At 68.8% G+C, this 23,505-nt stretch carries 16 protein-coding genes; 7 read left to right on the top strand and 9 right to left on the bottom strand.

Annotated elements, in window-relative coordinates; genetic code table 11:
* Window positions 1–36: 36 nt before the first annotated feature.
* Complete coding sequence (locus ACZ69I_RS25230) at window positions 37–660, top strand: TetR/AcrR family transcriptional regulator C-terminal domain-containing protein (RefSeq protein ID WP_467681517.1); 624 nt, start codon at window positions 37–39, stop codon at window positions 658–660.
* A gap of 186 nt (window positions 661–846) precedes the next feature.
* Here ACZ69I_RS25230 and ACZ69I_RS25225 read toward each other — a convergent pair whose 3' ends face one another.
* From ACZ69I_RS25225 to ACZ69I_RS25215, 3 genes are all read right to left on the bottom strand, one after another.
* Window positions 847–1,827, bottom strand: coding sequence for an alpha/beta hydrolase (locus ACZ69I_RS25225; RefSeq protein ID WP_470834762.1), 981 nt, complete (start codon window positions 1,825–1,827; stop codon window positions 847–849).
* Window positions 1,828–2,047: 220 nt separating this feature from the next.
* The gene (locus ACZ69I_RS25220; protein ID WP_470834760.1) at window positions 2,048–3,238 is read right to left on the bottom strand and encodes a hypothetical protein; all 1,191 of its coding nucleotides are present in this window, start codon (window positions 3,236–3,238) and stop codon (window positions 2,048–2,050) included.
* A gap of 35 nt (window positions 3,239–3,273) precedes the next feature.
* The gene (locus ACZ69I_RS25215; protein WP_470834759.1) at window positions 3,274–4,140 is read right to left on the bottom strand and encodes a YwqG family protein; all 867 of its coding nucleotides are present in this window, start codon (window positions 4,138–4,140) and stop codon (window positions 3,274–3,276) included.
* Between the two features lie 489 nt (window positions 4,141–4,629).
* On the opposite strand from ACZ69I_RS25215, the gene ACZ69I_RS25210 reads away from it, so the two are divergent.
* The 5 genes from ACZ69I_RS25210 (at window position 4,630) to ACZ69I_RS25190 (ending at window position 11,829) form a co-directional block, all read left to right on the top strand.
* Complete coding sequence (locus ACZ69I_RS25210; protein ID WP_470834757.1) at window positions 4,630–5,043, top strand: SsgA family sporulation/cell division regulator; 414 nt, start codon at window positions 4,630–4,632, stop codon at window positions 5,041–5,043.
* 228 nt (window positions 5,044–5,271) lie between these two features.
* On the top strand, window positions 5,272–5,997 hold the full coding sequence (locus ACZ69I_RS25205; RefSeq protein WP_470834756.1) for an SDR family oxidoreductase: 726 nt from the start codon (window positions 5,272–5,274) through the stop codon (window positions 5,995–5,997).
* Window positions 5,952–7,298 (top strand): MFS transporter, encoded by a 1,347-nt coding sequence (locus ACZ69I_RS25200; protein ID WP_470834755.1) that lies wholly within the window; start codon window positions 5,952–5,954, stop codon window positions 7,296–7,298. Before ACZ69I_RS25205 ends, ACZ69I_RS25200 begins: the two co-directional genes overlap by 46 nt.
* Window positions 7,299–7,551: 253 nt before the next feature.
* Window positions 7,552–7,959, top strand: coding sequence for a VOC family protein (locus ACZ69I_RS25195; RefSeq protein WP_467681498.1), 408 nt, complete (start codon window positions 7,552–7,554; stop codon window positions 7,957–7,959).
* A 123-nt stretch (window positions 7,960–8,082) separates the two neighbouring features.
* A complete protein-coding gene (locus tag ACZ69I_RS25190) occupies window positions 8,083–11,829 on the top strand; it encodes an nSTAND1 domain-containing NTPase (protein WP_470834754.1) in 3,747 nt (1,248 codons plus the stop codon).
* A gap of 39 nt (window positions 11,830–11,868) precedes the next feature.
* Here ACZ69I_RS25190 and ACZ69I_RS25185 read toward each other — a convergent pair whose 3' ends face one another.
* From ACZ69I_RS25185 to ACZ69I_RS25170, 4 genes are all read right to left on the bottom strand, one after another.
* On the bottom strand, window positions 11,869–12,843 hold the full coding sequence (locus tag ACZ69I_RS25185; protein ID WP_470834753.1) for a hypothetical protein: 975 nt from the start codon (window positions 12,841–12,843) through the stop codon (window positions 11,869–11,871).
* Window positions 12,844–12,922: 79 nt separating this feature from the next.
* Window positions 12,923–13,345: a peptidase inhibitor family I36 protein gene (locus ACZ69I_RS25180; RefSeq protein WP_470834752.1), complete on the bottom strand. Its 423-nt coding sequence runs from the start codon at window positions 13,343–13,345 to the stop codon at window positions 12,923–12,925.
* Window positions 13,346–13,478: 133 nt separating this feature from the next.
* The gene (locus ACZ69I_RS25175) at window positions 13,479–14,480 is read right to left on the bottom strand and encodes an ArsR/SmtB family transcription factor (protein WP_470834750.1); all 1,002 of its coding nucleotides are present in this window, start codon (window positions 14,478–14,480) and stop codon (window positions 13,479–13,481) included.
* A gap of 2,209 nt (window positions 14,481–16,689) precedes the next feature.
* Window positions 16,690–17,073, bottom strand: a complete 384-nt coding sequence (locus ACZ69I_RS25170; RefSeq protein ID WP_470834749.1) for a hypothetical protein — start codon at window positions 17,071–17,073, stop codon at window positions 16,690–16,692.
* 384 nt (window positions 17,074–17,457) lie between these two features.
* Here ACZ69I_RS25170 and ACZ69I_RS25165 point away from each other — a divergent pair, with 384 nt between their 5' ends.
* Complete coding sequence (locus ACZ69I_RS25165; RefSeq protein ID WP_470834747.1) at window positions 17,458–18,198, top strand: XRE family transcriptional regulator; 741 nt, start codon at window positions 17,458–17,460, stop codon at window positions 18,196–18,198.
* An 878-nt stretch (window positions 18,199–19,076) separates the two neighbouring features.
* Here the strand turns inward: ACZ69I_RS25165 and ACZ69I_RS25160 are convergent.
* Entirely contained in the window at window positions 19,077–20,990 is a 1,914-nt protein-coding gene (locus ACZ69I_RS25160; RefSeq protein ID WP_470834746.1) for an FAD-dependent oxidoreductase, read from the bottom strand.
* A 145-nt stretch (window positions 20,991–21,135) separates the two neighbouring features.
* Window positions 21,136–22,998 carry a CASTOR/POLLUX-related putative ion channel gene (locus ACZ69I_RS25155; RefSeq protein ID WP_470834744.1) on the bottom strand — a complete coding sequence of 621 codons (1,863 nt, stop codon included), beginning with the start codon at window positions 22,996–22,998 and terminating at the stop codon, window positions 21,136–21,138.
* Between the last annotated feature and the right edge of the window lie 507 nt (window positions 22,999–23,505).

Genomic DNA, 23,505 nt, shown 5'->3' with positions numbered 1-23,505 from the left:
CGGTGACCAATGATGGGAGTGGAGTAAACTAGGTCAGTGACCAAGAAGCAAGCCGGAGAGGACGCCGCGGGCCAGCTCACCCGCGCCGCTGTGATCGATGCCGCCCTCCAGGTGCTGGACGAGCGAGGCCTGGGCGGGCTCTCCACCCGGGCGGTCGCCGACCGCCTCGGGGTGCGGATGAACACCGTGTTGTGGCACGTGAAGACCAAGGCGCGAATGCTGGAGCTGATGGCCGACGCCGTCCTCGCCGGAATCCGCTACGACGGCCTGCCCGAGGCCCCTCTGGCGCGCGCCCGTGAGCTGGTCGGCCGTTACCGTCAGGCCTTGCTCGCCCGTCGCGACGGCGCCGCGCTGGTCACCGGCACCTATCCGGCCGAACCGAACACGCTGCGCTTCGCCGACCGCCTCGTCGGCGCGTTCCTGGAAGCCGGTGCCGATGAGCGGCAGGCGGCGTGGACGGCTTGGACGGTCAACTACTTCACCCTAGGCCTGACCCAGGAGGAGCAGGCCGAGGGCGAGGCGGACGAGGCGAGGCTCGCCCAGGCCCTCGAAGGCGGCGTACATCCGGCGCTGCAGCGCGTCCTGCCCCATCTCCAACAGAACTTCGACGAGCGCTTCGCCTTCGGGTTGGAGGCGGTCCTGTCCCGCATTCCCGCCTGACAGTGCGGCCTCTCCTGGGCCAGGGGATGGGGGCCCGGCTGCCGTTCCCTTGCGGCCCAATTGCCGCGCGGCGGCATGCACCTCCGGCCCGGCCAGTGTCCCGTGGGGATGCTCAGACTCTCGGGCGGTGTGGTCACCCTGGTCGCGGGCGCGCCGGGTCTGCCCACTCGGGCCCCCAGTGGGACGTCAGTTGGCCGCCAGCACCCGCTCCAGCCAGGAACGACGGGCCTGCCACGCCGCCCGGCTGATCGCCGCGTCCGGGACCACCAGGTCGAACGTGTGATAGCCGCCGGACCACACGTGCAGCTCGGCAGAGCCACCGGCCCGCCAGATCCGGTCGGCGTAGGCGACGGCCTCGTCGCGCAGCGTTTCCGCGGAGCCGACGTCGATGAAGGCGGGCGGCAGTCCGGACAGGTCCGTGGCGCGGGCGGGCGCGGCGTAGGGCGACACGTCCGGGCCCCCGCACGCGGAACCGAGCAGGGCCTTCCACCCGAAGCCGTTCCAGCCCCGGTCCCAGACGTCGACACCGTCCATCTGATGGGCCGAAGCGCTGTCGTTGCGGTCGTCGAGCATCGGGCACATCAGCAACTGCCCGACCAGCCGCGGACCGCCCTTGTCGCGCACCGACAAACTCAGCGCGGCGGCCAGGCCGCCGTCGGCACTCGTCCCCGCGACGACGATCCGGTCCGCGTCCAGGCCGAGTTCGGCCGCGTGCTCAGCGGTCCACACAAGCCCGGCGTAGACATCGTCGAGCGGTGCGGGATGCGGATGTTCCGGCGCGAGCCGGTATCCCGCCGAGATCAGCGACGCCCCGAACCGCTCGGCCTCGTCCAGCAGCGGTTCGAGGAAGAACAGGTGCCGCGGGTCGCCGCTGAAGTAACCGCCGCCGTGCACGAAGTAGATGACCGGGCGCGACGCGGCCGGGCCCGAAACGGCGGCAGGTGTGCAGATCAGCAGCTCGGCCGCTGACGTACCGGACGCCCGCGGAACCGGGTGCGAAGTCACCTCGAACCGCCCGCCCCGCCGCAGCTCGTCGAGCGTCGCTACCTCTGCGGCGTCTTCGGCCCGGACCGTCGGCAGCCGCTCCAGGCGCATCGGGCCCGAACCGGCCTCACGCACGGCGCGGTATCCGTCCAGCAGCGCCGCGTCGAAAGGTATTGCCACCATCGGTCCACCTTCGTCGGAATTCGCGCGCAATCCTCGGGGACGGCGATCGGGTGCTCCGCATGCGCGCCCCGCGATCCGTCGCTGGAAGCGAGAGTGCAGCCGCCGGGGGCAGTGTAGATCTTTCCCGATGCGGCCAACCTCCAGGGTGTTCTGTAGCCCGCACCGCGACTGCTACCCCGGCGACACACACGCCCCTTAAGCCGCTGCTGGCCGGACCTCATCACCCCTCTGCTGTGATTCCTGACGCCACGTCTTCGAGGACAAGGTCCGGAAGAATGGCGAGTCCCAGATCCTGAAGATCCACGTACGGGCTGGCTGCCTTCTCTGCAACGCGGGGCTGCCAGGAGGCCAGCCGGTCCAGTGCAGATACCAAGCCTTCTCGGTCCTCACTGAGCAGGGCTGCCATGAGCGCCACGACATCGGCGCGGGAGCTGCCTGCTGGAGCCGGGAGAGCGGTCAGCCTTGAGAGTGTGCGCTGGTCACGAGTACTACAGAGCGCCGCGAGGGCGGCGAGAACGAATCGGGCGGCATCGCTCTCGTCTTCCCAGCGGGACAACAGCACCGGCAGCTCGCTGCCAATGGCCCGCCGTGTCAGAGATTCAGCGGCAGACTCCTGCCACACCTTCCCGAGCGCGGTGGCGCGATCGGCCAGGGAGACTGCGGCCGCCGGCCCCGAAGCAGCGAGCCGCAACAGGTCGCTGAGCAGAACCAACCGGCTGCCGGGCGCGACGTTGTCGTCGCAGACCAGCTCCATGAGGAACGGGACAGCCTCGACGGTGGTGTCGGTGCAGGTGCCTTGGTGGGCCACAGCATTCGCAAGATCGCCGAGGAACTCACCCGTCGACTCGTAGGGTTCGCCGAACGCGAAGTCCTCATCGAGCAGCCACCCGACGGCATCCGGAACATCCTCCGCGCTGCCGTACATGCGCTGTACGACCGCCACCACGGCCTGGACCAGCACTGCGGGCTCACCGACTTCACTGACCTTCCACGGCGGCCGGGCCGGAGGACGCGCGGGGTCCTTGGGCAGAGGATTCGGAAGGGCGACGCTGGCGCCGGCCTGCTCATGCACCAGGCCGTCCCGGGTGAAGACTCCTTCGAGAGTCTCTGCATGCCCCTCGCTGGCCCCCTGCTGAAAACCGCCGTGGGCACGGGCTACTTGGGCCGCCCGAATCCGCTCACTGCGAAGGAACGGTTCGAGAGCCATGCGCTCGTACCCGCTGTAGACGGCCAGTGAGAAGACCTGCCACCACCCTTCCAGCTCCGGGTCCATCGACGGCTGGCCGTACAAGAAGCTCGACGGGACGAACCGGAAGTGGCCGTGGACGCGCGCGGCCGTCAGGCGGTGCCCCATCCGGGACAGCTCAGCCGCGGCCGCGCGAGCAGCGCCCTCACTGGGCAGGCTCAGCATGTACTGGACTCCCCAAGCGGGAGGTGCCGCGGCCATCAGCTGCACTGCCAGGTGAACATCGCCCGCTCGAAGCGCCGCTCGGCCAGATCCTCCGGGCGGATCAGCCAGTACAGGGCTCCGCCGTCACCCCACATCATGCCCGCGGCGTCCTCGCTGTCGAACTGGGCCAACAGCACCCAGTCGCCCGCCTCTTCGGACAGCCGGGGATCGTCCCACGACACCTCACCGTTCAGGGCCGCCTCCGCGATCTCGATCTCCACAGGGTTCTGCACCGAGTGAGGGTGGCCGCCGATCTGATGCCCCACCTCGTCGTCGAACTCCCAGAGCGCGTCGAGGAACTCCTGAGAGCAGACCGGGTGGTCGTACCGATTTCCCAGCGGGGCGCTTGGGGCGAAGGCGGCTCGCACGGACGGATGCCAGGGCTCGGCCGCCGTCATGTCCACCCGAGCGGTAAGCGGCACCACGGGATACGGCGTGATCCCTTCCGGCGTCCCACGCTCCGCCACCTCCTCGTCGGCCGGCACATGGAGAACGCGGGCGCCCGCCCAGCTCTCCCGGTCCTCTGCCAGAACGAGAGCTTCGCCGTCGTCCAACTGCCCATCGAAATGGAAGAACAACAACGTCCCCGCCAAGGGCAGATCGATGTCCAGCGCGGCCGTCGGCAGACGCGCGCAGTCGATCGAGGCGACGAAGGAGAGCGGGCCATGCCCCTCCCACACCGGCCACTCCGAGGTGGCCGCCAGGGCGGGAAGGCCACCGAGCCGACCCGCGACGTCATCAGAGCCGGTCGCTACCTCAAGACGCACGCCAGGGCGAAGCAGACCCATCCACTTCTCAGCATCCTCGGGCGACAGATGCTGCAAGGCAAGGGAGCGAAGTGCGTCCCGGGAACCATGTGTCATGTGCCCGATCATGCACGGTGCTACTGACATAGCCCCCGGCGGCCCTCCAGCAGCACGCGCAGCCGCTCAGAAACCATCTTGAACTCCGGTGGGTGCTACCGCCGTTGCTGGGTCGGGAGCCCAATGCTGGGTGAAAGGTTACCCCTATCGCGATATACGATATTTGCGGTAGCTCCTGATTGAAAGGCCGCTTAGGGTCAGGTTCCGAAGGCCCGCCTTGCCCTTCCCCTATCTGCGGCCGGGCCTTCGTTGCCGTACTCAGAATTACCCAAGTTTACGTGTGGCAGTTTGCGTAGGAGTGGTGCCTACGAGCTTCGCGAGTCCCCCGCGCTATGGCGCGAACACCCGTGTGCATACCGGTGATTGGCACAGGTCGCATGCATATCTCGAAAGGTGATGTGCTGACGCCCCTTTGTCGGGGGCTACAAGGCACAGAAGTCCCCGCATCCGCATACCGAGCGTAGAAGAACCAGAAGTGGAGCCCCGCTCATGGTCGTCACCCTCGAACAGCCCGCACGTGCCCGTCTCATCACCCCCGAGGGTCGCGAACGCGCTGTGCCCGTCGCCCTGCGCTACTCGTCGGAGGACCCTCTGGCCATCCAGATTCTCTTCCCCTCGCAGGCGTCGCTCGACGGCGCGGAGGTCACGTGGATCTTCGCCCGGCAGCTCCTCGCGGATGGCATAGGTGCGCCGGCGGGCAGCGGTGACGTACACATCCGGCCGTGCGGGCGAGCTCGGACGGTCCTTGAGTTTCACTCGCATCAGGGGCTGGCCCTGGTGCAGTTCGACAAGTGCGTGCTGCGCCGGTTCCTGGTGCGGTCGTACGCCGTGGTGCCCGCGGGCGGCGAGGAGGAGCGCCTCGACCTCGACCAGGGGCTTTTACGCTTGCTCGGCGACGTCTGAGGTGTGAGGGACCTGAGCGAGCAGCAGCGGCAGGGGAGGCAATAGTGATTCCTCAGGTGACGGGGCCCGCCACGCCACACGCGACCAGCATGAGCATGCTGATGCTTCCCGTGCTTCTGGAGCGCGCGCCGCGGGCGCCCTTTGAGCGGGAGCGGTGGCCCCAGTACGTTCGAAGGTCAAGGTCCCGCCCCATCTTCTCGCCAGCGTGGAGGAACAGTGCTCAAAGGCATGACGGCCGTCGTCACAGGCGGATCCCGGGGGATCGGTCGGGCGATTGTTGAACGCCTCTGCCGTGAGGGGGCGCATGTGGTCTTCAACTACGCCACCAGCGAGGAAGCCGCCGCCGACGTCGTCCGCGTCGTCCAGGCGGACGGTGGCAAGGTCCGAGCCGTGTGCCTCGACCTGAAGGAGCCGGACGCGCCAGAGCGGCTGATGGAAGCCGCCGAGACGCAGCTCGGCGGCCTGGACATCCTGGTCAACAACGCGGCGATGGTCTTCAGCCCGGTCCCGCTCGCCGAGACCGAGGTGGAGGTGTTCGACAGCGTGATGGCGGTCAACACCAGGTCGGTCTTCCTGACGATGCGCTACGCAGCCAGGAAGATGCGCGATGGCGGGCGGATCGTGAACATCTCCACCATGAACACCGTGCGTCCCGTGCCGGGCATCGGGCCGTACGCCGCCAGCAAGGGCGCGATCGAGCAACTGACCGCGGTCGCCGCCCGGGAGCTCGGGCCACGGGGCATCACAGTCAACAACGTCTCTCCCGGTGCGACCGATACGGACATGCTCCGTGGCGCCAACCCTCCGGACGCACTCCAAGCGGTCGTCGGCATGACACCTCTCGGACGCCTCGGGGAGGCGTCCGACGTGGCTGCTGTCGTCGCGTTCCTCACGGGTCCGGAGGGCAGGTGGATCACCGGCCAGAACCTGCGGGCGACGGGCGGACTGGCCTGAGCGCGGCTCGCATCTCGCGGACCCGGAGGCGGGCGGCAGGGTCGGGTCCGCCGGGGCTGACTACGGCCGCCTGGACATCCTGCGCGAGATGCTCGACGGCACGACCGGTGTCGGCGCAGGCAGCGGCGGTTGCGGCGGGAGGAATACGCGTTGTCGTCGCCGAGAGCACGAGTAGGTTGGCAAGCGATGAGCGGTGTCCGTGCTGTCTGCACGACGTGGGCGTAGCGGCGGTCATGGTGCCGCAGGTCATGGCCACCATCGCGGTCACCTTCCAGGGCGAGTCCCAGGCCAAGGCATTCGGCATGTACGGCATGATCATGTCCCTCGGCGGCGTCCTCGGGCCCGTCCTGGGCGCCGTCCTGACCGCCGCCGACATCGCCGGTCTGGGCTGGCGGACGATCTTCCTGATCAACCTGCCGATCGGCCTGGCCACCGTGCTCTTCGCCCTGAAGTTCATCCCGGAGTCCCGTGACCAGCAGGCCCGGCGCCTGGACCCGCTGGGCATGCTGCTCTCCGCCGCGGGTCTCCTGCTGATCGCCTACCCGCTCACCGTGGGCGGCGAGAAGCACTGGCCCACCTGGAGCTTCCTCATGATCGCCGCAGGCGTGGCCGTGCTGGCCGCGTTCGTGGCCCAGCAGCGCGCCAAGACCGCCAAGGACGGGTCCGCGCTGGTGGCGCTCACTCTCTTCAAGAGCAAGGCATTCGCCGGCGGACTCGCCGCACAGCTGGTCTTCGGCCTGGTGTCCGGTGTCTTCCTGCTGACGTGGGTGCTGTTCATGCAGTCCGGCCTCGGGCTCTCGCCCGGGCGGTTCGCCCCGGCTTCGGTGGCCATCTCCATCGGCGGCATGGGCGGGGCGATGCTCGCCTCCAAGTGGGCGGGCACGCACATGCGGCGCGTGCCGCAGGCCGGGGCGGTGCTCATCGCCCTCACCCTGGTCGGCTACCAGCTGCTGGTCTCCGCTCAGCAGACCGAGACGCCGTTCGTGGCCGCCGTCGCCCCGATGATCCTCGTCGGGGCCGGTTTCGGCATGGTCGGCGCAGGGCTCGCCGGACTCACCCTCAGCCAGGTCGGCCACGAGGACGCAGGATCCGCGGCGGGACTGTTCAACACCGCCATGCAGCTCGGCACCGCACTCGGTATCGCGACGGCCTCCGTGGTGTTCTTCAACCACGCCCCCGCGGGCAGCCACGGGACCACCGTGACCCACGCCTTCGCGGGCAGCGTCTGGTACGTCATCGCCGCGGTCACGGTGATGTGGACGCTGATGTTCCGGCTCCCCAAGCCGGTCGAGGCCGCTTGACCCACCGCCGGGGCCCGCCCTCACCGGGCGGGCCCCGGCCCCCTCTTCCGTATCTGCAGGTCGTGCTGGCGGGCATCCGCCCGTACACCCACCGCGTGAGCGGCGGCCACGCCCGCCCCCCTCCACCGGCCCAGTACTAGCTGCGGTACCACCCACCAGGCGCACACGCTGAAGGCACATCGCATCGCCCCTCGGCCACGCCACCCCCCGCGGGCGACAGCCCTCCGACCGACACCGCAACGGAGCCCCGCCCATGCCCTTCGCCCCCTGCCTCAGCGTGAAAGACACCGCCGCCAGCATCGCCTTCTACACAAGCCTCGGCTTCGACGTCGACTCCAGTACCGCCCGCGAGGGCGACGACATCCACATGCTGCTCCACCAGGGCGAATTCTGCGCGATGATCTACCTCAACGCGGACCTGAAGAACTGGCTCCCGGTACTCGTCGACACTCCCATCGGCTTCGCCGGAATGTTCTACCTCCCCGTCGACGACCTCGAAGCCGCCTACGAGCACGTCGCCCAGCACGCCGAGATCATCAAACCCCTCACCACCGACCACAACGGTCAGCGCGAGTTCTACTTCCGGGACCCCGACGGCTACGTCATCGGCTTCAACGACAAGGCCGCCCTCGAAAGCAGCGACCTGGGCAAATACGCCTGAACTGGATACCCTCGCGACGGCGGCCGGACCGGTGAGGATGGCCGGTGGACGGCTTCTCCGCCTTTTGCCAGCTCCGTAGCGTGCCGCCCAGGTGACCATCCAAGGAGCGGGGGGACGTTCAGGATGGGACGCAGGGAGAAGCCGGTCGATCCGGCGGCGGGGCCGGTGGCGCGGTTCGCGGTCGAGTTGCGCAAGCTGCGCGAAGAGGCCGGGGGAATCGCGTATCGGGCGCTGGCCCAGCGCACCGGCTATTCGACCACGGCACTTTCCCGGGCCGCCGCGGGGGAGAAGCTCCCCTCCCTGGCTCTGACGCTTGCCTATGCCAAAGCCTGCGGAGGCGAGGAGCAGGACTGGGAGCGGCGATGGCGTGCCGCCGCCCGTGAGGAGTCCGAGGCCGCGGCCGCCAGTGAGAGCACCGCCGAGGCCCCGTACCGGGGCCTGGCCCGTTTCGATACCGGCGACGCGCATCTGTTCTTCGGCCGGGACCACCTGACCGACCTCCTGATGCAGCTGGCCAAGCGGCATCGGGTGACGGTTGTCTTCGGGCCTTCCGGGAGTGGCAAGTCATCGTTGCTGCGGGCCGGGGTCATCCCGCGCCTGCTCCACCCCGATGCCGACGGGCCGTGTCCGGTGGCGGTCCGGATCCTTACTCCGGGCGCACACCCCCTACGCGCCCACACCGACATCCTGGCGCCCGCGCCGGCCGACGGAGACACCTGGCTGGTCGTGGATCAGTTCGAGGAGGTCTTCACCCTTGCCCACGACTTCTCCGAGCGAGGTGAGTTCATCGCACGCCTGCTGACCGCCCGCCACCCCGAGAACCGGCTGCGCGTACTGCTGGGCGTACGTGCCGACTTCTACGCACGCTGCCTCGAGCATCCCGAACTCGCCGCGGTCATCCGGGAGTCCAGCCTGCCGGTTCCTCCCATGTCCTCCAGTGAACTGCACGAGGCCATCGTCAAGCCCGCCGCAGGTGCGGGCCTGCTCGTCGAACGCGCGTTGACGGCGCATCTGATCGAGGAGGTGGGACAGGAGCCGGGGGCGTTGCCGTTGCTGTCGCATGTGCTGCTGGAGACCTGGCGTCGGCGCCGTGGCCACACTCTGACCATGGAGGCGTACGAGGCGGCCGGCGGTCTGCACGGCGCCATCGCCCAGACCGCCGAGACCGTCTACATTCAGCTCCCCGCCGCCCAGGCCGCCACCGCCCGGGGCATTCTGCTGCGGCTGATCACCCCGGGCGACGGCACCCCTGACACGAGCCGCCCCGTCGACCGGAACGAGATCGACCCGAGTCCGGCCACCCAGCTGGTCCTGGAACGGCTGGCCAGGGGACGGCTTCTCACCCTCAACGGCCGGTGCATCGACTTGACGCACGAGGCACTGATCGCCGCTTGGCCCCGGCTCCGTGCCTGGATCGAGGAGGAGCGGGAGAGCCTGCGTCAGCAGCGGCGCCTGACGGAAGCCGCCCGGACGTGGAACGAACTCGGCCGCGACAGCGGAGCGCTGTACCGGGGCGGTCGGCTCGCCACCTGGCGGGAGACAGCGCGGCGCGAAGGCTCCCACGGCGACCTCTCGTCGTTGGAGAGGGAGTTCCTGGACGCCAGCATCGCCGGGGAGGAGGCCGAGCGGGCCGCAGCCTCGCGACGCAACCGCCAACTACGGCTGTTGGCCCTCTGCCTGGCCGTGCTCCTTGCGGTGGCCGCGAGCGTGGGGGTGATCGCGCTCCAGCAGCGGGGGGATGCCGTACACCAACGACAGGTGGCATTGCACCAGCGGCAGCTCACGATCTCGCGCCAGCTGGCATCCCAGGCCCTGGGACTGGCCCAGCACCGGCCGTCACTGGCGAAGCTGCTGAGCCTGGCGGCATTCCGGGCCGCGCCGACAGCCGAAGCGCGCGGCGCCCTCCTCTCGATGTCCACTTACCAGTACCACCAGGGTGAACTCACCGGGCACGGGGATGCCGTATCGGAGGTCGCGTTCAGTCCGTCGGGCATGTTGGCCTCCGTGAGCCGTGACCGTACGGTCGCTCTGTGGGATACCCGGCGTCATGCGCGCCTCGCTGCACTCAGAGGTCATCGCACCTGGCTGCGGGCGGTGGCGTTCAGCCCCGACGGGCGCCTGATGGCTACCGGTGGCGACGACGAGAAGGTGGTCCTGTGGGACACGGCCACCAACGAGGTGAAGACCACTTTGACCGGCCACACGGAATTGGTCACCGGTCTTGCCTTCAGTCCCGACAGCCGCCGCCTGGTCAGTTCGGCTGCCAACGGCAGGGTCCTGCTGTGGGATCTCGCGGGCCGTACCCGCAGCCGCCTCCTCGGCAAGGCGGCGGGGAACGTCGTCGACGTGGCCTTCAGCCCCAGTGACGACACGGTGGCCGCGGCCTCCACCGACGGCACCGTGACCCTGTGGGACGCGGGGACGGGGAGACGCACAGCTGTCCTGGCCGGACATCGCGGCACCGTCTTCGGGGTGGCCTTCGCCCCCGACGGGCGGACGCTCGCCACGGCGGGAGAGGACCACAAGGTCATGCTCTGGGACGCCGTACGCGGTACCCGGCGGGCCGTCCTCACCGGCCACATCGGATCAGTACGCGCCGTTGCCTTCAGCCCGGACGGGCGTCATCTGGTCTCGGCCGGACTCGATCGTTCCGTCATCGTGTGGGATCCGGCACGCGGTGTCCGCCGAGCCACACTCACCGGTCACGGCACCAACGTCTACAGTCTGGCTTTCTCTCCCGGCCCGGACTCTCTGCTCGCCTCCTCGGGGGAGAACGGGACGATCACGTTGTGGGACGTGGGTCGGATCGCTCTGACGGGACACAGCGACCGGGTGAACAAGGCCGCGTTCAGCCCGGACGGCCGGACGCTGGCCACCGCGAGCGACGACGGGACCGCCGCGTTGTGGGATCTACGCGACGCAACGCGCAGTGCCACGTTCAACCGCCATACGGGCGGCGCGAATTCGGTTGCCTTCAGCCCCGACGGCGGCGGCCTCGCGGTCGCCACTGGGGCCGATACTCGTCCGCCCACGCCGGGGGTTCTGCACCTGTGGCAGGTAGCGGATCCCCCTGAACGCGCCGCCGCCCTCACCGCGCGTGCCGATCGGTTCTTGGACGTGGCGTACAGCCCCGATGCCCGTACGGTGGCGACAGCCGGGGCCGATGGCACCGTGGTCCTCTGGGATGCCGTCCGGCGGACGCGGCTGGCGAGCCTCTCCCACAACGCGCCCCCAACGGCAGGAGGCGTGTCCAAAGCCCCCGCAAGGACGGCGCCGGGGGCGGTTTTCGCGGTGGCCTTCAGCCCCGACGGCCGCACCCTCGCCTCGGCCGGCCACGACGGCACCACCGTTTTGTGGGACGTGGCCGACCGGACCCGCAGGCTCACCCTGAAAGGACACACCGGCTCCCTGCGGGATGTGGTCTTCAGCCCCGACGGCCGGACCGTGGCCACCGCGGGGCTCGATCGCCGGACCATCCTCTGGGACGCCGCCCGCGGCACCCGCCTGGCCACAATCTCTGGCGACTCCTCCGGCTTGGCCGTGGCCTTCAGCCCCGACAGCCGCACTCTGGCCACCGCCGACGCCGATGCCTCTGTCCACCTGTGGCGCGTCTCCGACCGCCACCTGCTGGCCGTGCTGACCGGTCACAGCCGACAAGTTCGGACCCTGGCCTTCAGCCCTGATGGCCGGACCCTGGCCAGTGGCGGTGTGGACGGCACGGTGCTGCTGTGGAACACGAACGCCGCGCGCACGGCCAGTCAGCTGTGCAGGGCGGTCGCACGCGACCTCACCCGCGAGGAATGGTCCAACTTCGCCCCCCACACCGCGTACCGCAGGATTTGTCCCTTGCTGCCGCCCCGCACGGCGTGAAGGTGGCCCGTGCCGCGGACCCGATTCCCGGCCGGGCGTTCAAGGGTGCTCCTTCAGCACCGCAGCAGCGAGACGCTGCCGCAGGAGCACATCAGCCCTGATCCGCGCCAGTTCGTCGGCGTGCTGCTTGACCGCACGAAGCTGATAGGCGAGTTCCACGGCGTACCACACACCCACCAGATTGGTCTGTTCTTTGCAGCGCGCATCGGTGGCGGCCACGGCACGTTCGCGGGCCGAGGCCGTCGCCGTACGCCAGGCGGGATCCGCCGCAGCTTCGTCCGGGTTCGCGTAGCGGTAACCGTGTCTCTTCATGCAGCCGGACCACCTGCCGTACGCCCTGAGTACCCTGTCGTCCCGCTCGGATGCCTGAAACGTCTCGAGGTTGATGCGGTCGACGAGCGGGGCGTCACCACCTGCCTGACGGTTGTCGGAACGCAGTGCTCGCAGCGCCTCGCCCCGGCACCCGCCCGTCGGCACCGTCCGTCCGGCGACCCGCGTACCGCTGGAGGCACGCGTCGAACCCGGCTTGACGTGGGGGTCGTTCGTGCCGTTGAGCACAAGGGTCTCCCGGGCGGGCAGCGACTCGGCCGGCACCCGGTGTGGCTGCTGCCGGCCTGCACCGGCCGGGGTGTACCCGTGGCGGGCCGCGGCGGCGGCGTCGGTGATGCCGTACCGCAGCTGGGTGAGCGTGCGGGGCCTGAACTGCTGCGGCACGGCCGGGGCCCGGTACACGAAACCGAAGCGGGTCATGCACCGTTGGACGAGCACCGCCTTGGCCAGGTCGAGGCGGTCATTTTGCGCGTTGGTGAGGAGAAAGTCCTGGACTGGCAGGCGTTCGTCGGCCGCGGACACGAGCCGCGGGATCGCGGCGGCCTTCGGTGCGGCGGTGCTGGGGCGCACGCCACCGGAGGGATGCCCGGGGCCCCCGTCGGCGCATCCGGCGGTGAGCACCAGCACGACGAGCCCTGCCACCGCCGTGCCGCGCGCCCTGCGGGCGGCGCCGATCAGCGTCATGAGGTACGGCCCTTCTCGAGTGCGACGGGTGGTGCGCCGCCCGCGCGAGCGGACGGCGCACTTGGGACACCCGGCTGGGTCAACTGAACTTTCCGGACGCGTTGTTGTTGTGCAGGGCCGAGTTGAGGTTCGCCTGCCCGCCCGCGGAGATGGTCTGGCGGGCTCCCACGTAGTTCGGGCTGTAGTAGATGGTGATGGCGTTGTTGAAGTCCCAGTTGTCGACCGAACCGGCGTTGTTTCGCACCACTTGGCCCGCCCCTTCGCTTCCGTGGGAGGACGTGCTGGTGACGAAGCGGTTGTTGCCGTAGTCCGGGTCGTTGTTGTACTGCTTGTAGATGGCTCCGGTGTAGCCGGGGTGGTAGAAGAGGCAGGCGTAGCCCGAGGAGCAGCTGGCCGCGGTCGGCGCGGCGGTCGCGGCGGAAGCGGGCGCCGACAACGCCAGCCCGCTGCCCGCGGCGGCCAGCGCCACGACTCCGGCGACCATGGAGCGCTTGAGGTACATGGGTCCTCCCGTTGTGTGAGAGCGGCCGTTCTGCCGCCCTCGACCATCGTGCTGGGAGCTCTTGGGCGCCGGGAACCGTCTTCCAGCAGCGTCGAAACGCCCAGGTAAGGCCCAGACCCATGGGCGGAGTCGGTCAATGGACGTCCGCGGGGGTCGGGGTGGAGATTCCGACGACGGCCGTCCTGACCAGCGAGGAGCCGGTCGGCGTGCGGACGTGCAGCACGACCGACCCGTGCCGGAAGGACCGCAGCAGTCCGCAGTTGCGCAGGGCCGAGAGGTGATGGCTGACCGCGGGCGCCGACACCCCTGCACAACGGCCCAGTTCACCGGAAGTGGTGGCGGTTCCTGCCGCGACGAGAATGGCGGCACGTGTACTGCCCAGCACCCGGGCCAGCGCTCTGTTCGCTGCTTCTGCTCCGGAGGTTGACTGTGCGGCGGGGTGGATGAGGACGGCGGGCCTGCCGGGACGGCAGCGCAGGTAGGCCCTGCCGCCGCAGAAGTGCGAAGGGACCAGGAGCAGGCCTCTTCCCTCCAGGTACAGGTCGTGGCCCGCGTCCCCCGGAACATGCAACACCGGTGGCTCCCAGCGCATGAACGGTGCGTAGCTGCGCAGGTGCCCGTGGATCCCGCCGTCCAGAAAGGAGCGGGCACGCAGCAGCCGGTCGCTCTCCACGCTGCTTCGGATCTCCTCCCAGTGCGGGCTGATCGCACACGCGTAGTAGTCCCACAGGAGCGACCGCAGGTCGTCTCGGCCCGTCCTCCTCTGCCCGTGTTGCGGCCGTTCCTGACGTGCGGTACGGGAGGCGACTCGCTCACGGCCCGGCCGGCCCAGGAGCCGGTCGACGGGCACGGGGGCGATCGCCGCGATCCGGGCCTCGATGCTGTCCCGCGCGTCGCCGTCCGGGACCAGGAAGTCCGGTACGGACCCGGAGCCGGGCAGGAGCGGCATGAGGACCCGGCGCACGCGTCCCAGAAGATCACCCCGATCGGCCGCCTGGTGGCGCACCCGTTGCCGCCAGATGCCATGGCGGGAGGCGGGAGCACCGTCGCGTAATCGCTGGACGCTCAGGACCAACTCCCACATCGGATCGGGCGTGGACGCCATCCGGATGCACAGCAGGTCGTCGCTCGTCATGTTGATACGCACATCGTCCCCCTGTTCGACGCGACTGGTGCGGTGCCCACGACGGGCGGCAGGTCACGGAACTGGCCGCCTTCGCCTGAACCCGTCGACCGCGGGATGAAGTCTTCGGCCCGGTTGTTTGTTCCGCAGCCCCGAACCGGTGCGTGGAACAATCCCGGTCTCGTGGCTGAGCGGGACCTGCGCGTGCACGGTCCGCAGGTCTGTCTTGGCGGGGGAGAGAGGAGGAGGACCGGCGGGCGATGATTTTGCGGGACTTCCACTCGGTGCCGGTCCGCTTCATTCCGCCTCATCGGCCGTCAGCTGCGGGCCCTGCCTGCCGTACGCCGACGATTTGGTGGCCCACGGGGACTGCGCCGAGGTAGCCCGCCACGAATGGCCGACGGCCGGCGCGGCGAGCGAGGAGCCAGCACCGGGGCCTCGCGGCCGTCAGTCGCCGACCTGGAGTTGTACCGCGGTGGGATTGGACTTAATGATCCCGAACTCACGGACGTGCTTCTCTCCGTGACCTCTTCGAAACGCTGGGCCGGCACAGCGAGCTCACTGCGGGCGATGGTTCTCGGGCACGCGGGCTCTCCTGCCAGATCACAAAAACCGCAGATAACAGGACTCCACGATGCCGCGCCCGCACCCCGTGCCATCATCCCTCGCGTGGGCGCCACCCAAGAGTGACGTAGGTGCAGGAGGCGTCCGCGAGGGATGGCTGCAACTGGGCCAGATCCTGGCCGGCGTCGCTGCGATGTTCATCGGCTATTACAAGCTCGGCGAGCGCAGCTACTTCCTCAAGCGGACTCCCGACACCGTCGACGAAGAGACCGGCGCCGTCGCCCTCGGCCCCTACAGCGATTTCGGCCCCCCAAGGAACGGAAGCATTGAAATTGTGCACCCAGCGCGTCGACGATCCTCGCTACGAACAGGGGCGCTGCCAAGAGCAATTGGACCAGCCCGCCGACCAGACTGCCCTGTTCGGGCGGCCGTCGGCAGCGACCTGGTCCGAGCTTTCGCTATCGCTCACCATGATGCCTCCGCATCGATCAGGGATTCCTGGGCGAGATGGCGGGCGCGGACGCTGCGGTTTGGCAGGGCCTGACGGCCGCTCGGCATATCGCCCGCCGCAGATCAGCGCGGAGAGGGAGCGCCCTCTTTCGCGCCGGTGTCCCCTTAGAAGAAGCCGGGCTTCTTCGGCGCGTACGACACCAGGAGGTTCTTCGTCTGCTGGTGGTGCACGCTCAACCTTGCTCCTGACCTGAGGCAAAGGGTGAAGGAGCTCGGTGTGAGGTTGAGTTGGTCCGCAGCTGGTTCGGGCCTTGGCTGGAAGTCCGGGATGTCAGCGAATGGCCCTCGTGGTCCACATGGCACGGTCGGAAATTCCGTCCGTAGCCGTCCAGGGAGTCCACGTAGGACGTGAAAGTTCAGGTCACAGCGTTCTGGTAGCTGGGCATCTCTCCCGTCCGTGAGAGCTGGGTGGGAGAAGGAGAGCCCCGGTCGTGAGCCGAGGTTCTCTCCGGGGCAGCTTCGCGGCACAAAAGAGGGACGGCTCCCGGGGTCTGGGGGAGACCGTCCCTCTCAGTCTGTTCGTGGCCCTAACCCGTACGGCCACCATGGGGATCCGTCACACGGGTCAGGTGATCACTGCACGGATTCGCGGGCCTTGGCCCGAGCTGCCTGGAGAGCTTCGCTCTCCTCCGGAACCGGGCATGGACACGGGCAGTCCTCTTCGAGCCCGATGACCAACCGCGCGCCTTCCACAACGACCGCACTCGTGAGCACACAGTCGTGCTGCCCGCCGGCCCTGTCCTCCAGGAGCACGCGAAGACACGGCGCACAGGGCACGACAACACGGGCCACTGCGGGAGGGCACTCCTGGCTGTGGACAACACCGCGAATGGGAGGCCCGGAAAGGGACGCGCAAAGGCGTGGCTCGTTGGCCTCGCCTTCACGCACGATGCAGCCGCACCGGCCGCACCGAGGAGGCTCTGAGCTGCTCAGCATGCAGACCCCCTCTGGGGAGTCACAGGAGGCTCGGGCTCCTTCAGGAGGGTCTGCACGGCCCGCAGTGCTCGGCGCATCCGCGCCCCCTCTTCGCACTCATCGGTGCGGCAGGCGGGGCAACTGAGCGTGTGCCCGCGCAGACGTCCGTTCAACGCGTACGCCGCCCCCTCCGGACTGAACAGTGAGGCGGCTGCTACCCCCTCGTTGGCGATCATTGGGCCCCCCGTGCCCGCGCTTCGCGTTCGAGGTGGATCAGAGCGGCGACGCCCGGGACGGCGCAGAGGTCCCCCACGTCGCGGGGGCGCACGGCCCAGTGATGACCGAGCGGCCCGGTGAGGTCTGAGGCGGGGACGCTGAGGAAGTGCCCGAAGCCGAGCATGGGAGCAGCCTCCCGGTGGGCCCACCGTGCCACCGGGGACACCTGGGTCAGCGGGTAGTACATGCGCTGCACGCAGTTGTGGATGACCGGCCCGTCCAGCAGCTCGGCCAGTGTCTGCGCCACGATGTCCAGGTCATCCGACCCGACCGCGCTGTTCACGAGACGGGCCTCCAGGCACACCGTGTTGAACCTGGCGCCCAGAGGCAGGAGCGCCATCCCTCGTTCCTGCCACTCCCGGTGTGCGTAGCGCGGCTCCCGGAGGGCGCTCGCCAACCAGTCGAAGGCCGCGTGCACTGGTTGGGGGGTGGTGCCACTTTTCGTCTTCCCTGCACGGCCCGTACTGTCTGCCATGTCGGCTCCTAGCAGTCGGCTAGCCGCCCGATCACCCTGCATGTGGTCGGGCGGTCCTGCGTCGCAGCCAGGTAGAGGGGGGCTCCCTAGTCGGGAGCCTCGCGCCCGTACGAGGCCGCTTACCGAGGGTCGACCCCCTAGACGGACGTAACTGCCCACGGACAGGGACAGTTGAGATGTCCAGGCGGTAGTTTGGAAAAGGCCCAAATGTCGGGGGGAGAAGCCTTGAATACATCGCTTCGTCAGGCTATGGACGCAGCCAACCAGTCGCCACGGCGGTTGGCTGTCGCTATCGGGGTTACAAGCAAGACGGTGGAGCGGTGGTTGGCGGATGCCGAGTTGAGACCACACGCCCGGAACAGGGAAGATGCCGCCCGCGCGTTGGGAGTAGATGAAGACATGCTCTGGCCTAAATCCGTCAAGGAGCGGCTGAAGACAGGCGGGGACGTGGAGATCGTCCAGAGCTACCCGTACCGATCTGCGGCGCCGTCCACCCTGTGGGGTTCCTTGATCGAAGAGACCCGAGACGAACTCTTTCTAGGCGGGTACACCAACTACTTCTTCTGGACCTTGGTGCCCGCCTTCTCACAGACGCTGCGGCGCAAGGTGAAAGAGGGTGTGAGAGTCCGCTTCCTCCTGGGGGACCCGGACGGAGAGGTCACCAGACAACGTGAGGTGATCGAGGATGTGGCACTTACGGTCTCCACACGCATCCACATGACCCTCGAAGAGCTGAAGCGGATCGGGGACCAGGACGGCTTGGAAGTCCACTTCAGTGCGCCGGAAGACGCAGTGAACCACGTCTCCTTGTCCGTCTTCCGTTTCGATGATCAAGAGCTTGTGACACCCCACCTGGCACGACTGGTGGGCCACGACTCGCCCCTCATGCATCTCCGGCGCGTCAAGGACGGTGGCATGTTCGACCGCTTCTCGGAGCACGCGGAGGAGCTCTGGTCGCGCTCCAGGCCGGCGACCGAGCCGACCGAGTAGCAACGTGTAGCAAAGCAGTGAGTGCCGCCTCAGGATGATGTCGGGCCCGGGCTGTTTCCGCTGTCCCGTTGTGGCCGCAGGGGGTGGGAGAGAGACCGCGAGCGGCGAGGGCGAGGGCGTTCCGCGTGAGCACGTAGCACCCCGATGACCTCCTTCGCCCGAGCCGCAGGTAACAGGCTTTGCCTCCCGCTCCAACTCATCGGCCGGTAGGCCGAGAAGCTCTGAGACGAGCTCCGTATCATTGTCGAACAGCCTCAGAGCTGTTGCCGCTGCCTCACGGGCGACACGTCAGCCGACTCCTTCGAGGCTGCCGCCTCCACTGCAGCCTTCCGCGTCGTTAGGACAATCGCCGCTGCCAGCTCACGAGTCCTCGCCTGGAGCGCCGCAATCGCCCGTACCCGGCGGTGTCGCTCGGCTTTCCCTGGCCGTTCGTGGCGCCGACGATCGGGGCGGTCGTGCCTGGCGTGGGTGTCTTCCTCCTCGGCGGGAGCCGGGGATTCGTCGTGACGGACGCGCGGTGACCCCCCGGGACCACGGCCGCCGAGCCCGCGAGGCGGCGACCCCTCGTGCTAAGGGGCGGACTTGGTCCGTCCGATGATGGAAGCGGACACCAACCCCCGGCTCGGTGGTCGGGCCAAGCGCCGTATGTACATCGGCAGTTGTTGAGCCCGAGGCATCCGCCACGGCGAGGGCGAAAGCATCCGTCCAGTGCTCGAACGGCTGTCAGACGTTGCCGCCACTCCAGCCCTACCGCTGATGCGTGAGCTGCTGAACGAAGAGCTGGTGGACAACTGCTCACCCGGCGGTACGGGGTGACCACGTGCACCACTCGGCCCGTTCCCACGCCGTGGCATAGAAACCGTTCCCGTGGCCCCCTGTCACCTGGTATGGACTTCCAGCGCAGTGCGGATCGCCGATTCGATGGCTCCTTCGATCCATGCGGGCTTGAGGGAGGTGTGACAGCCCGCGAAGTGCAGGGGGCCTTCGGAGGTAGGGATGTCGGGGAAGAGTTCGGTGTGCTGACCTGGAAGAAGGACGGATGCTTCCCCGTAGGCGTAGGGGTCGCGCATCCACGACTGGGTGCGGCCCTTTCCCGTGTAGAAGATCTCGGTGCGCTGGCCGTATACCTCCTGAACTCCGGTGAGTGCCAGGGGATACCGCTCTTCGTCGTCGTAGGCGTCCCACTTCAGGGCGTCGTCGGACCAGCTGTAGCAAGCGAGCAGAACTCCCCCCGGACTGCCGGGGACGGGATGTGAGGGTTCCCAGATGAAACGATTGGGATTGTCGGTGGTCGAGCCGCCGCCGATGACCCGCGCAGCTTCGGGCTGGTTTCGCTGGGGAGCACGGTGTGCCGCGTAGTGGATGCGCTGGCGCTCGGGAACCTGGCCCTCGGGGACGGAGGGGTGGGCGCCGAGCAACGAGCCGTCCGTGGGTGCCTTTCCGGTGCGGTATGCCTCGTACAGACCGGGGTGTACGGCGTCGAGTTCGCGTTTCCAGTCCTGTTCGGTGAACTCCCACCACCGGCGTGAGAACTCCAGGAGCACCTTGGTGGCCGCGTCGTAGTGGAGTTCGGTGATGGCACGCCGTTTCCGGTAGGAGATGGCGGGGGTGAAGGTGACGTGGCGCAGCCCGGAGAAGGGCACGGTGATGATCGCTTCGTCGCCGCTGAACTCTTCGGTCACGGGCTGGCTCGAGCGGCTCTCGGAGACGGTGTGCACGGTGACGCCGCTGCCGGGCCGGTGTTCGATGCGTACGGCGCGCCGGTCCAGGTGCACCAGGTCGCTCACCCGCTCGTAGAGGGCGTCGGCCAGAGTGGCGGTGCCTCCGGCCAACTCGTAGAAAGCGGTGCTCGGGCTGATCAGGGCCGCGGAGAGGAAGCTGTGGAGGAAGGAGAGATGCAGGCGGGAGGTGAGGTTCTGGAGGGTGCCGATCAGGGCGATGGTGTTGTCGTCGAGTCCGGCTCGCTCCTTGAGGTAGCGGTACATCGACCAGTGCCCGTACTCGTGGAGCACGCTTGCCCAGCCCTGGACGAGTTCGCGGCCGCTCTTGCCCTCGACCCGTGCCCGGGCCGGTGCCAGTGCGGCGCGCAGCAGGTCGGCCGCGGGAGTGTTCTCGTGCTGCGCGGGGACGCCGAAGGAGCGGTTGATCCGCCGGGGCCTGTCCTGGTAGTCGGCGCGGCGGGCCCGGATGCCGTTGACGTGGATCCATGTACGGTTCGCGGGTTTCCCCGAGGCGTCCACGTCGATGAGGTGGAAGCGGCGACGCTGGAGGCCGAGTGATTCCGTCAGCCCGGTCACCAGAGGGTGGCTGTCGGGAATCCGCATCGCTCCGGCCTCCGCGTACTGAGCGGGGTCGGCGAACGGCTGCTCGGCGTTCTCGTGGCCGCCGGTGCGGAAGGTCTTGATGCGCCCGCCGACCCGGTTGGCGTTGGCCTCGAGCACGGTGACGTCGTGCCCGCCCTCTCGTAGCAGGTGGGCGGCCACGAGGCCGGCCGGTCCGGCCCCGATGACCAGGACCTTCCTGCGCACCCTCCCACGGGGCAGGCCCTTGCCGAGCAGGATATTGGTGTACGCGGGGGTGAGGGGACGGTTGTCCTCGTCGAGGACGAGGATGGCCCGGGCGACTGCCAGGCAGGTCTGCCAGGTGGCGCCCTCGACCGGCGCGTAGGGCGTGGCCGGGGGCGCGAGAGCGGATGCGGCGGTCGCCTGTGGGACGGAGGCGCTGAGGCCGGCGGTGAGGGCGGTGCTGCCGGCCGCGGTCATGACGGAGCGTCTGGAAGGCTGTTCGTTCATGGTCACAGCCTCGCCCCGCGACCGTGCTGTCCCTGGCCGGGACACCACGTTGGAGAGCGCGGGTCACCCGGTCGGACATACGCTCTTCTCCCGGACCCGCATGCGCTCTCCTTGCGGTACCTGGGCGCGAGGCTGCCCGCCGCGCTCAGGGGTCGCCATGCGCGCCTGGCGACAAGATGATGATCTGGTCGTGATGGGTGTAACTGACGCGTTCCGCCTTGTCGGGGTTGATCAGAACCCCGTAGTCGGGCGGCAGTTGGGCCCGGTCGTGGAGGCGGTGACCGATGGCGATCTCACCGCGCCGGGCGGCCGCGGCGGTCACTGAGTAGAAGTCGGTGTCCGCACCGGTCCGTACGTAGCCGGCCATGGGGCGCAGGCTGATCTGGACACCCTGCGGTCCGAGCAACTCGTCGAAGACCTGGCTCAGATGAGGGTTCTCGGAGAGCTGGGCAAGGCACAGGCTGACCAACTCGCTGCTCACGATGAAGTCGTCCGCCTTCGCCGCCCGGACCAGGGCGCGGTTTCGGTCGTCGGCGATCTCCGTGGCCAGGGAGAAATCGTAGGAGTGCCGGGTCGCCAGATCGCGTAGCTTCAGCAGTGTGGTGAGGGTGCGGGCATCGGATTCGCGGGGTTCCCGCTCATTCGGACAGATGACCATGACGTGGTCGTAGGCCCCCAGTCCGGCGGACTCCAGCACGTCCCGCCGGGTGGTGTCGGCCCGGCGGAAAGACACCTCCGGGACACCGTCGCCCTCGCCGGTGAGCAGTTTCGCGGCGCCGGTGAGGTCACTGTCGGCGATCACATCCACCCGGGACCCCGCGGGCAACTGCGTCTGGAGCTGGCGGACGATGTCAGGCGCGTGCCGGCTCCACCCCACCATCAGCACCTGGCGGCCCGGCCGCTCGGGGACATCGGGGAGTGAGATCGCCGTCTCGTCGACGGCGGGCACCGTCTCGGACAGCAGCACTGTGTCGTCGTCCCGGCTGATGGCGACGACCTGGTCCTGCTCGCGGAACACCGTGTCGTGGCGAGGGTTGAGCCGTACGCGACCGGAGGCGTCCATCAACCCGATCACGCACGAGGTCTGGAAGGCGGCCAGCGTCTCACCGAAGGTCTGTCCGACCAGCTCGGGCTGCCGCTGCATGTAGATCTCATCGCCTTCGAAGTCCAACAGGCCGGTATAGACCGTGGACAGCCCGCACTGAAGGCTCATCTGCACCATCAACCGGGAGATGAATCCCTGAGCGCTGATGACATGGCAGGTGGCACCGCCGGCCAGTCGCGCCACGGACAGATTCTGTGCCTCCTGGACACTCGCCACGATCACTGGTGCGCCTTCGCGGCCCTGCCCGCCAGGAGCCCGGCTGCTCTCCACGGCCAGCAGTGACTTGACGACCGCGATGTCAGGATCGTCGCCCTCCGGCGGGATCACGATGATCGAGCGTGCGCTCGAAGGATTGACGATGGCGATGTCGACCGGGTCGGTGGGGTCACCGCTGCGGCACACGACCCTGGTGGTGGCGGTACGCCCCACCCGTTCCCGGATCGCGGCTTCCATCTCCGGACGGTCCTTCTCCGCGAGGATGGTCACGCAGGCACGGCGCTGGTTGCGATTGGCCTCCACCAACTCGCAGAGCACGGTATGGACATGGGGAGACCAGCCCAGCACGATCGTGTGCCCGCTCTCCACCACGGCCGAACGGCCGCGGCGCAAGCGGGCCAGCTGGTTCTGGAGTCCTGCGCTGATCACCGGAATCAGCGTGCTCATCAGAAAGATCCCGCCGAAGGCCATCAGCACCGCAACGGCCAGGAACGGAGCCGGCCCCCTGTCCCTGGCGATCACCGCTGGGCTGATGACCCGCAGGAAACCGGACCACAGCCACGACCCGCCACCTTCCGAAGGCGCCCCCGCCGGAGCGAGCAGCAACAACAGTGCCCCGTTGAGCAACACGAGTACGCAGCACGCAACGGCCAGTACTCCGATGAGCGCCGGGGTGCCGCGCGCCATGACATTGTCGAACCTGTAACGCAACCGCTGAAGCAACGTCGCCCCTCGACCTCGGCCTCGGCCCGCGTCCCTTCCGCCACCCGAGCTCAGCCCAGCTTGCGCCCCACCTCGCGGCTTGAACGTCCGGCGTGGGCGCGATCGCCCGGTCAGACCACTTCGTTCATCCATCCGCCCCACGCCGGCTCCGGCCCCTCGAAGAACGCGCTGTTCGGCGGCCGGACTCGACCACCGTGGCGGCCACCCAGTACGAAGACCTGTTGTGGCTGGTGCTGACCTCCGGGGCGGCCGGAGCGGACCGGACGGCCCTACGATCTCCGGCGCGCCGGAATCTCGTTCTGGCTGTATTCCGGTGTGTGGATCCGGCCGAATGCGCTTGCCGCGCCGACCAGAGCATTGCGGTCCTCTTCCGGTGCTGCCAAGTTCCCGGATGGCGTGAGGGAGCAGGTCGGCCGCTTGATCGAGCAGTCCATGCTGGGGTGGGACCGCAGTGCCCACACAGAAGGCACC

Source organism: Streptomyces sp. NPDC036815 (genome assembly GCF_055609205.1).
Note: the sequence above shows the minus strand (reverse complement) of the source record. Positions and strands in the feature narration are given on the sequence as shown.

Coding starts and splice junctions, on each gene's coding strand:
- ACZ69I_RS25210 (WP_470834757.1), top strand. CDS start 4,630: ATGGTCGTCACCCTCGAACAGCCCGCACGTGCCCGTCTCATCACCCCC.
- ACZ69I_RS25170 (WP_470834749.1), bottom strand. CDS start 17,073: ATGGCGCTCCTGCCTCTGGGCGCCAGGTTCAACACGGTGTGCCTGGAG.
- ACZ69I_RS25205 (WP_470834756.1), top strand. CDS start 5,272: ATGACGGCCGTCGTCACAGGCGGATCCCGGGGGATCGGTCGGGCGATT.
- ACZ69I_RS25195 (WP_467681498.1), top strand. CDS start 7,552: ATGCCCTTCGCCCCCTGCCTCAGCGTGAAAGACACCGCCGCCAGCATC.
- ACZ69I_RS25155 (WP_470834744.1), bottom strand. CDS start 22,998: ATGGCGCGCGGCACCCCGGCGCTCATCGGAGTACTGGCCGTTGCGTGC.
- ACZ69I_RS25215 (WP_470834759.1), bottom strand. CDS start 4,140: ATGACACATGGTTCCCGGGACGCACTTCGCTCCCTTGCCTTGCAGCAT.
- ACZ69I_RS25185 (WP_470834753.1), bottom strand. CDS start 12,843: ATGACGCTGATCGGCGCCGCCCGCAGGGCGCGCGGCACGGCGGTGGCA.
- ACZ69I_RS25220 (WP_470834760.1), bottom strand. CDS start 3,238: ATGCTGAGCCTGCCCAGTGAGGGCGCTGCTCGCGCGGCCGCGGCTGAG.
- ACZ69I_RS25190 (WP_470834754.1), top strand. CDS start 8,083: ATGGGACGCAGGGAGAAGCCGGTCGATCCGGCGGCGGGGCCGGTGGCG.
- ACZ69I_RS25225 (WP_470834762.1), bottom strand. CDS start 1,827: ATGGTGGCAATACCTTTCGACGCGGCGCTGCTGGACGGATACCGCGCC.
- ACZ69I_RS25165 (WP_470834747.1), top strand. CDS start 17,458: ATGGACGCAGCCAACCAGTCGCCACGGCGGTTGGCTGTCGCTATCGGG.
- ACZ69I_RS25160 (WP_470834746.1), bottom strand. CDS start 20,990: ATGAACGAACAGCCTTCCAGACGCTCCGTCATGACCGCGGCCGGCAGC.
- ACZ69I_RS25180 (WP_470834752.1), bottom strand. CDS start 13,345: ATGTACCTCAAGCGCTCCATGGTCGCCGGAGTCGTGGCGCTGGCCGCC.
- ACZ69I_RS25175 (WP_470834750.1), bottom strand. CDS start 14,480: ATGACGAGCGACGACCTGCTGTGCATCCGGATGGCGTCCACGCCCGAT.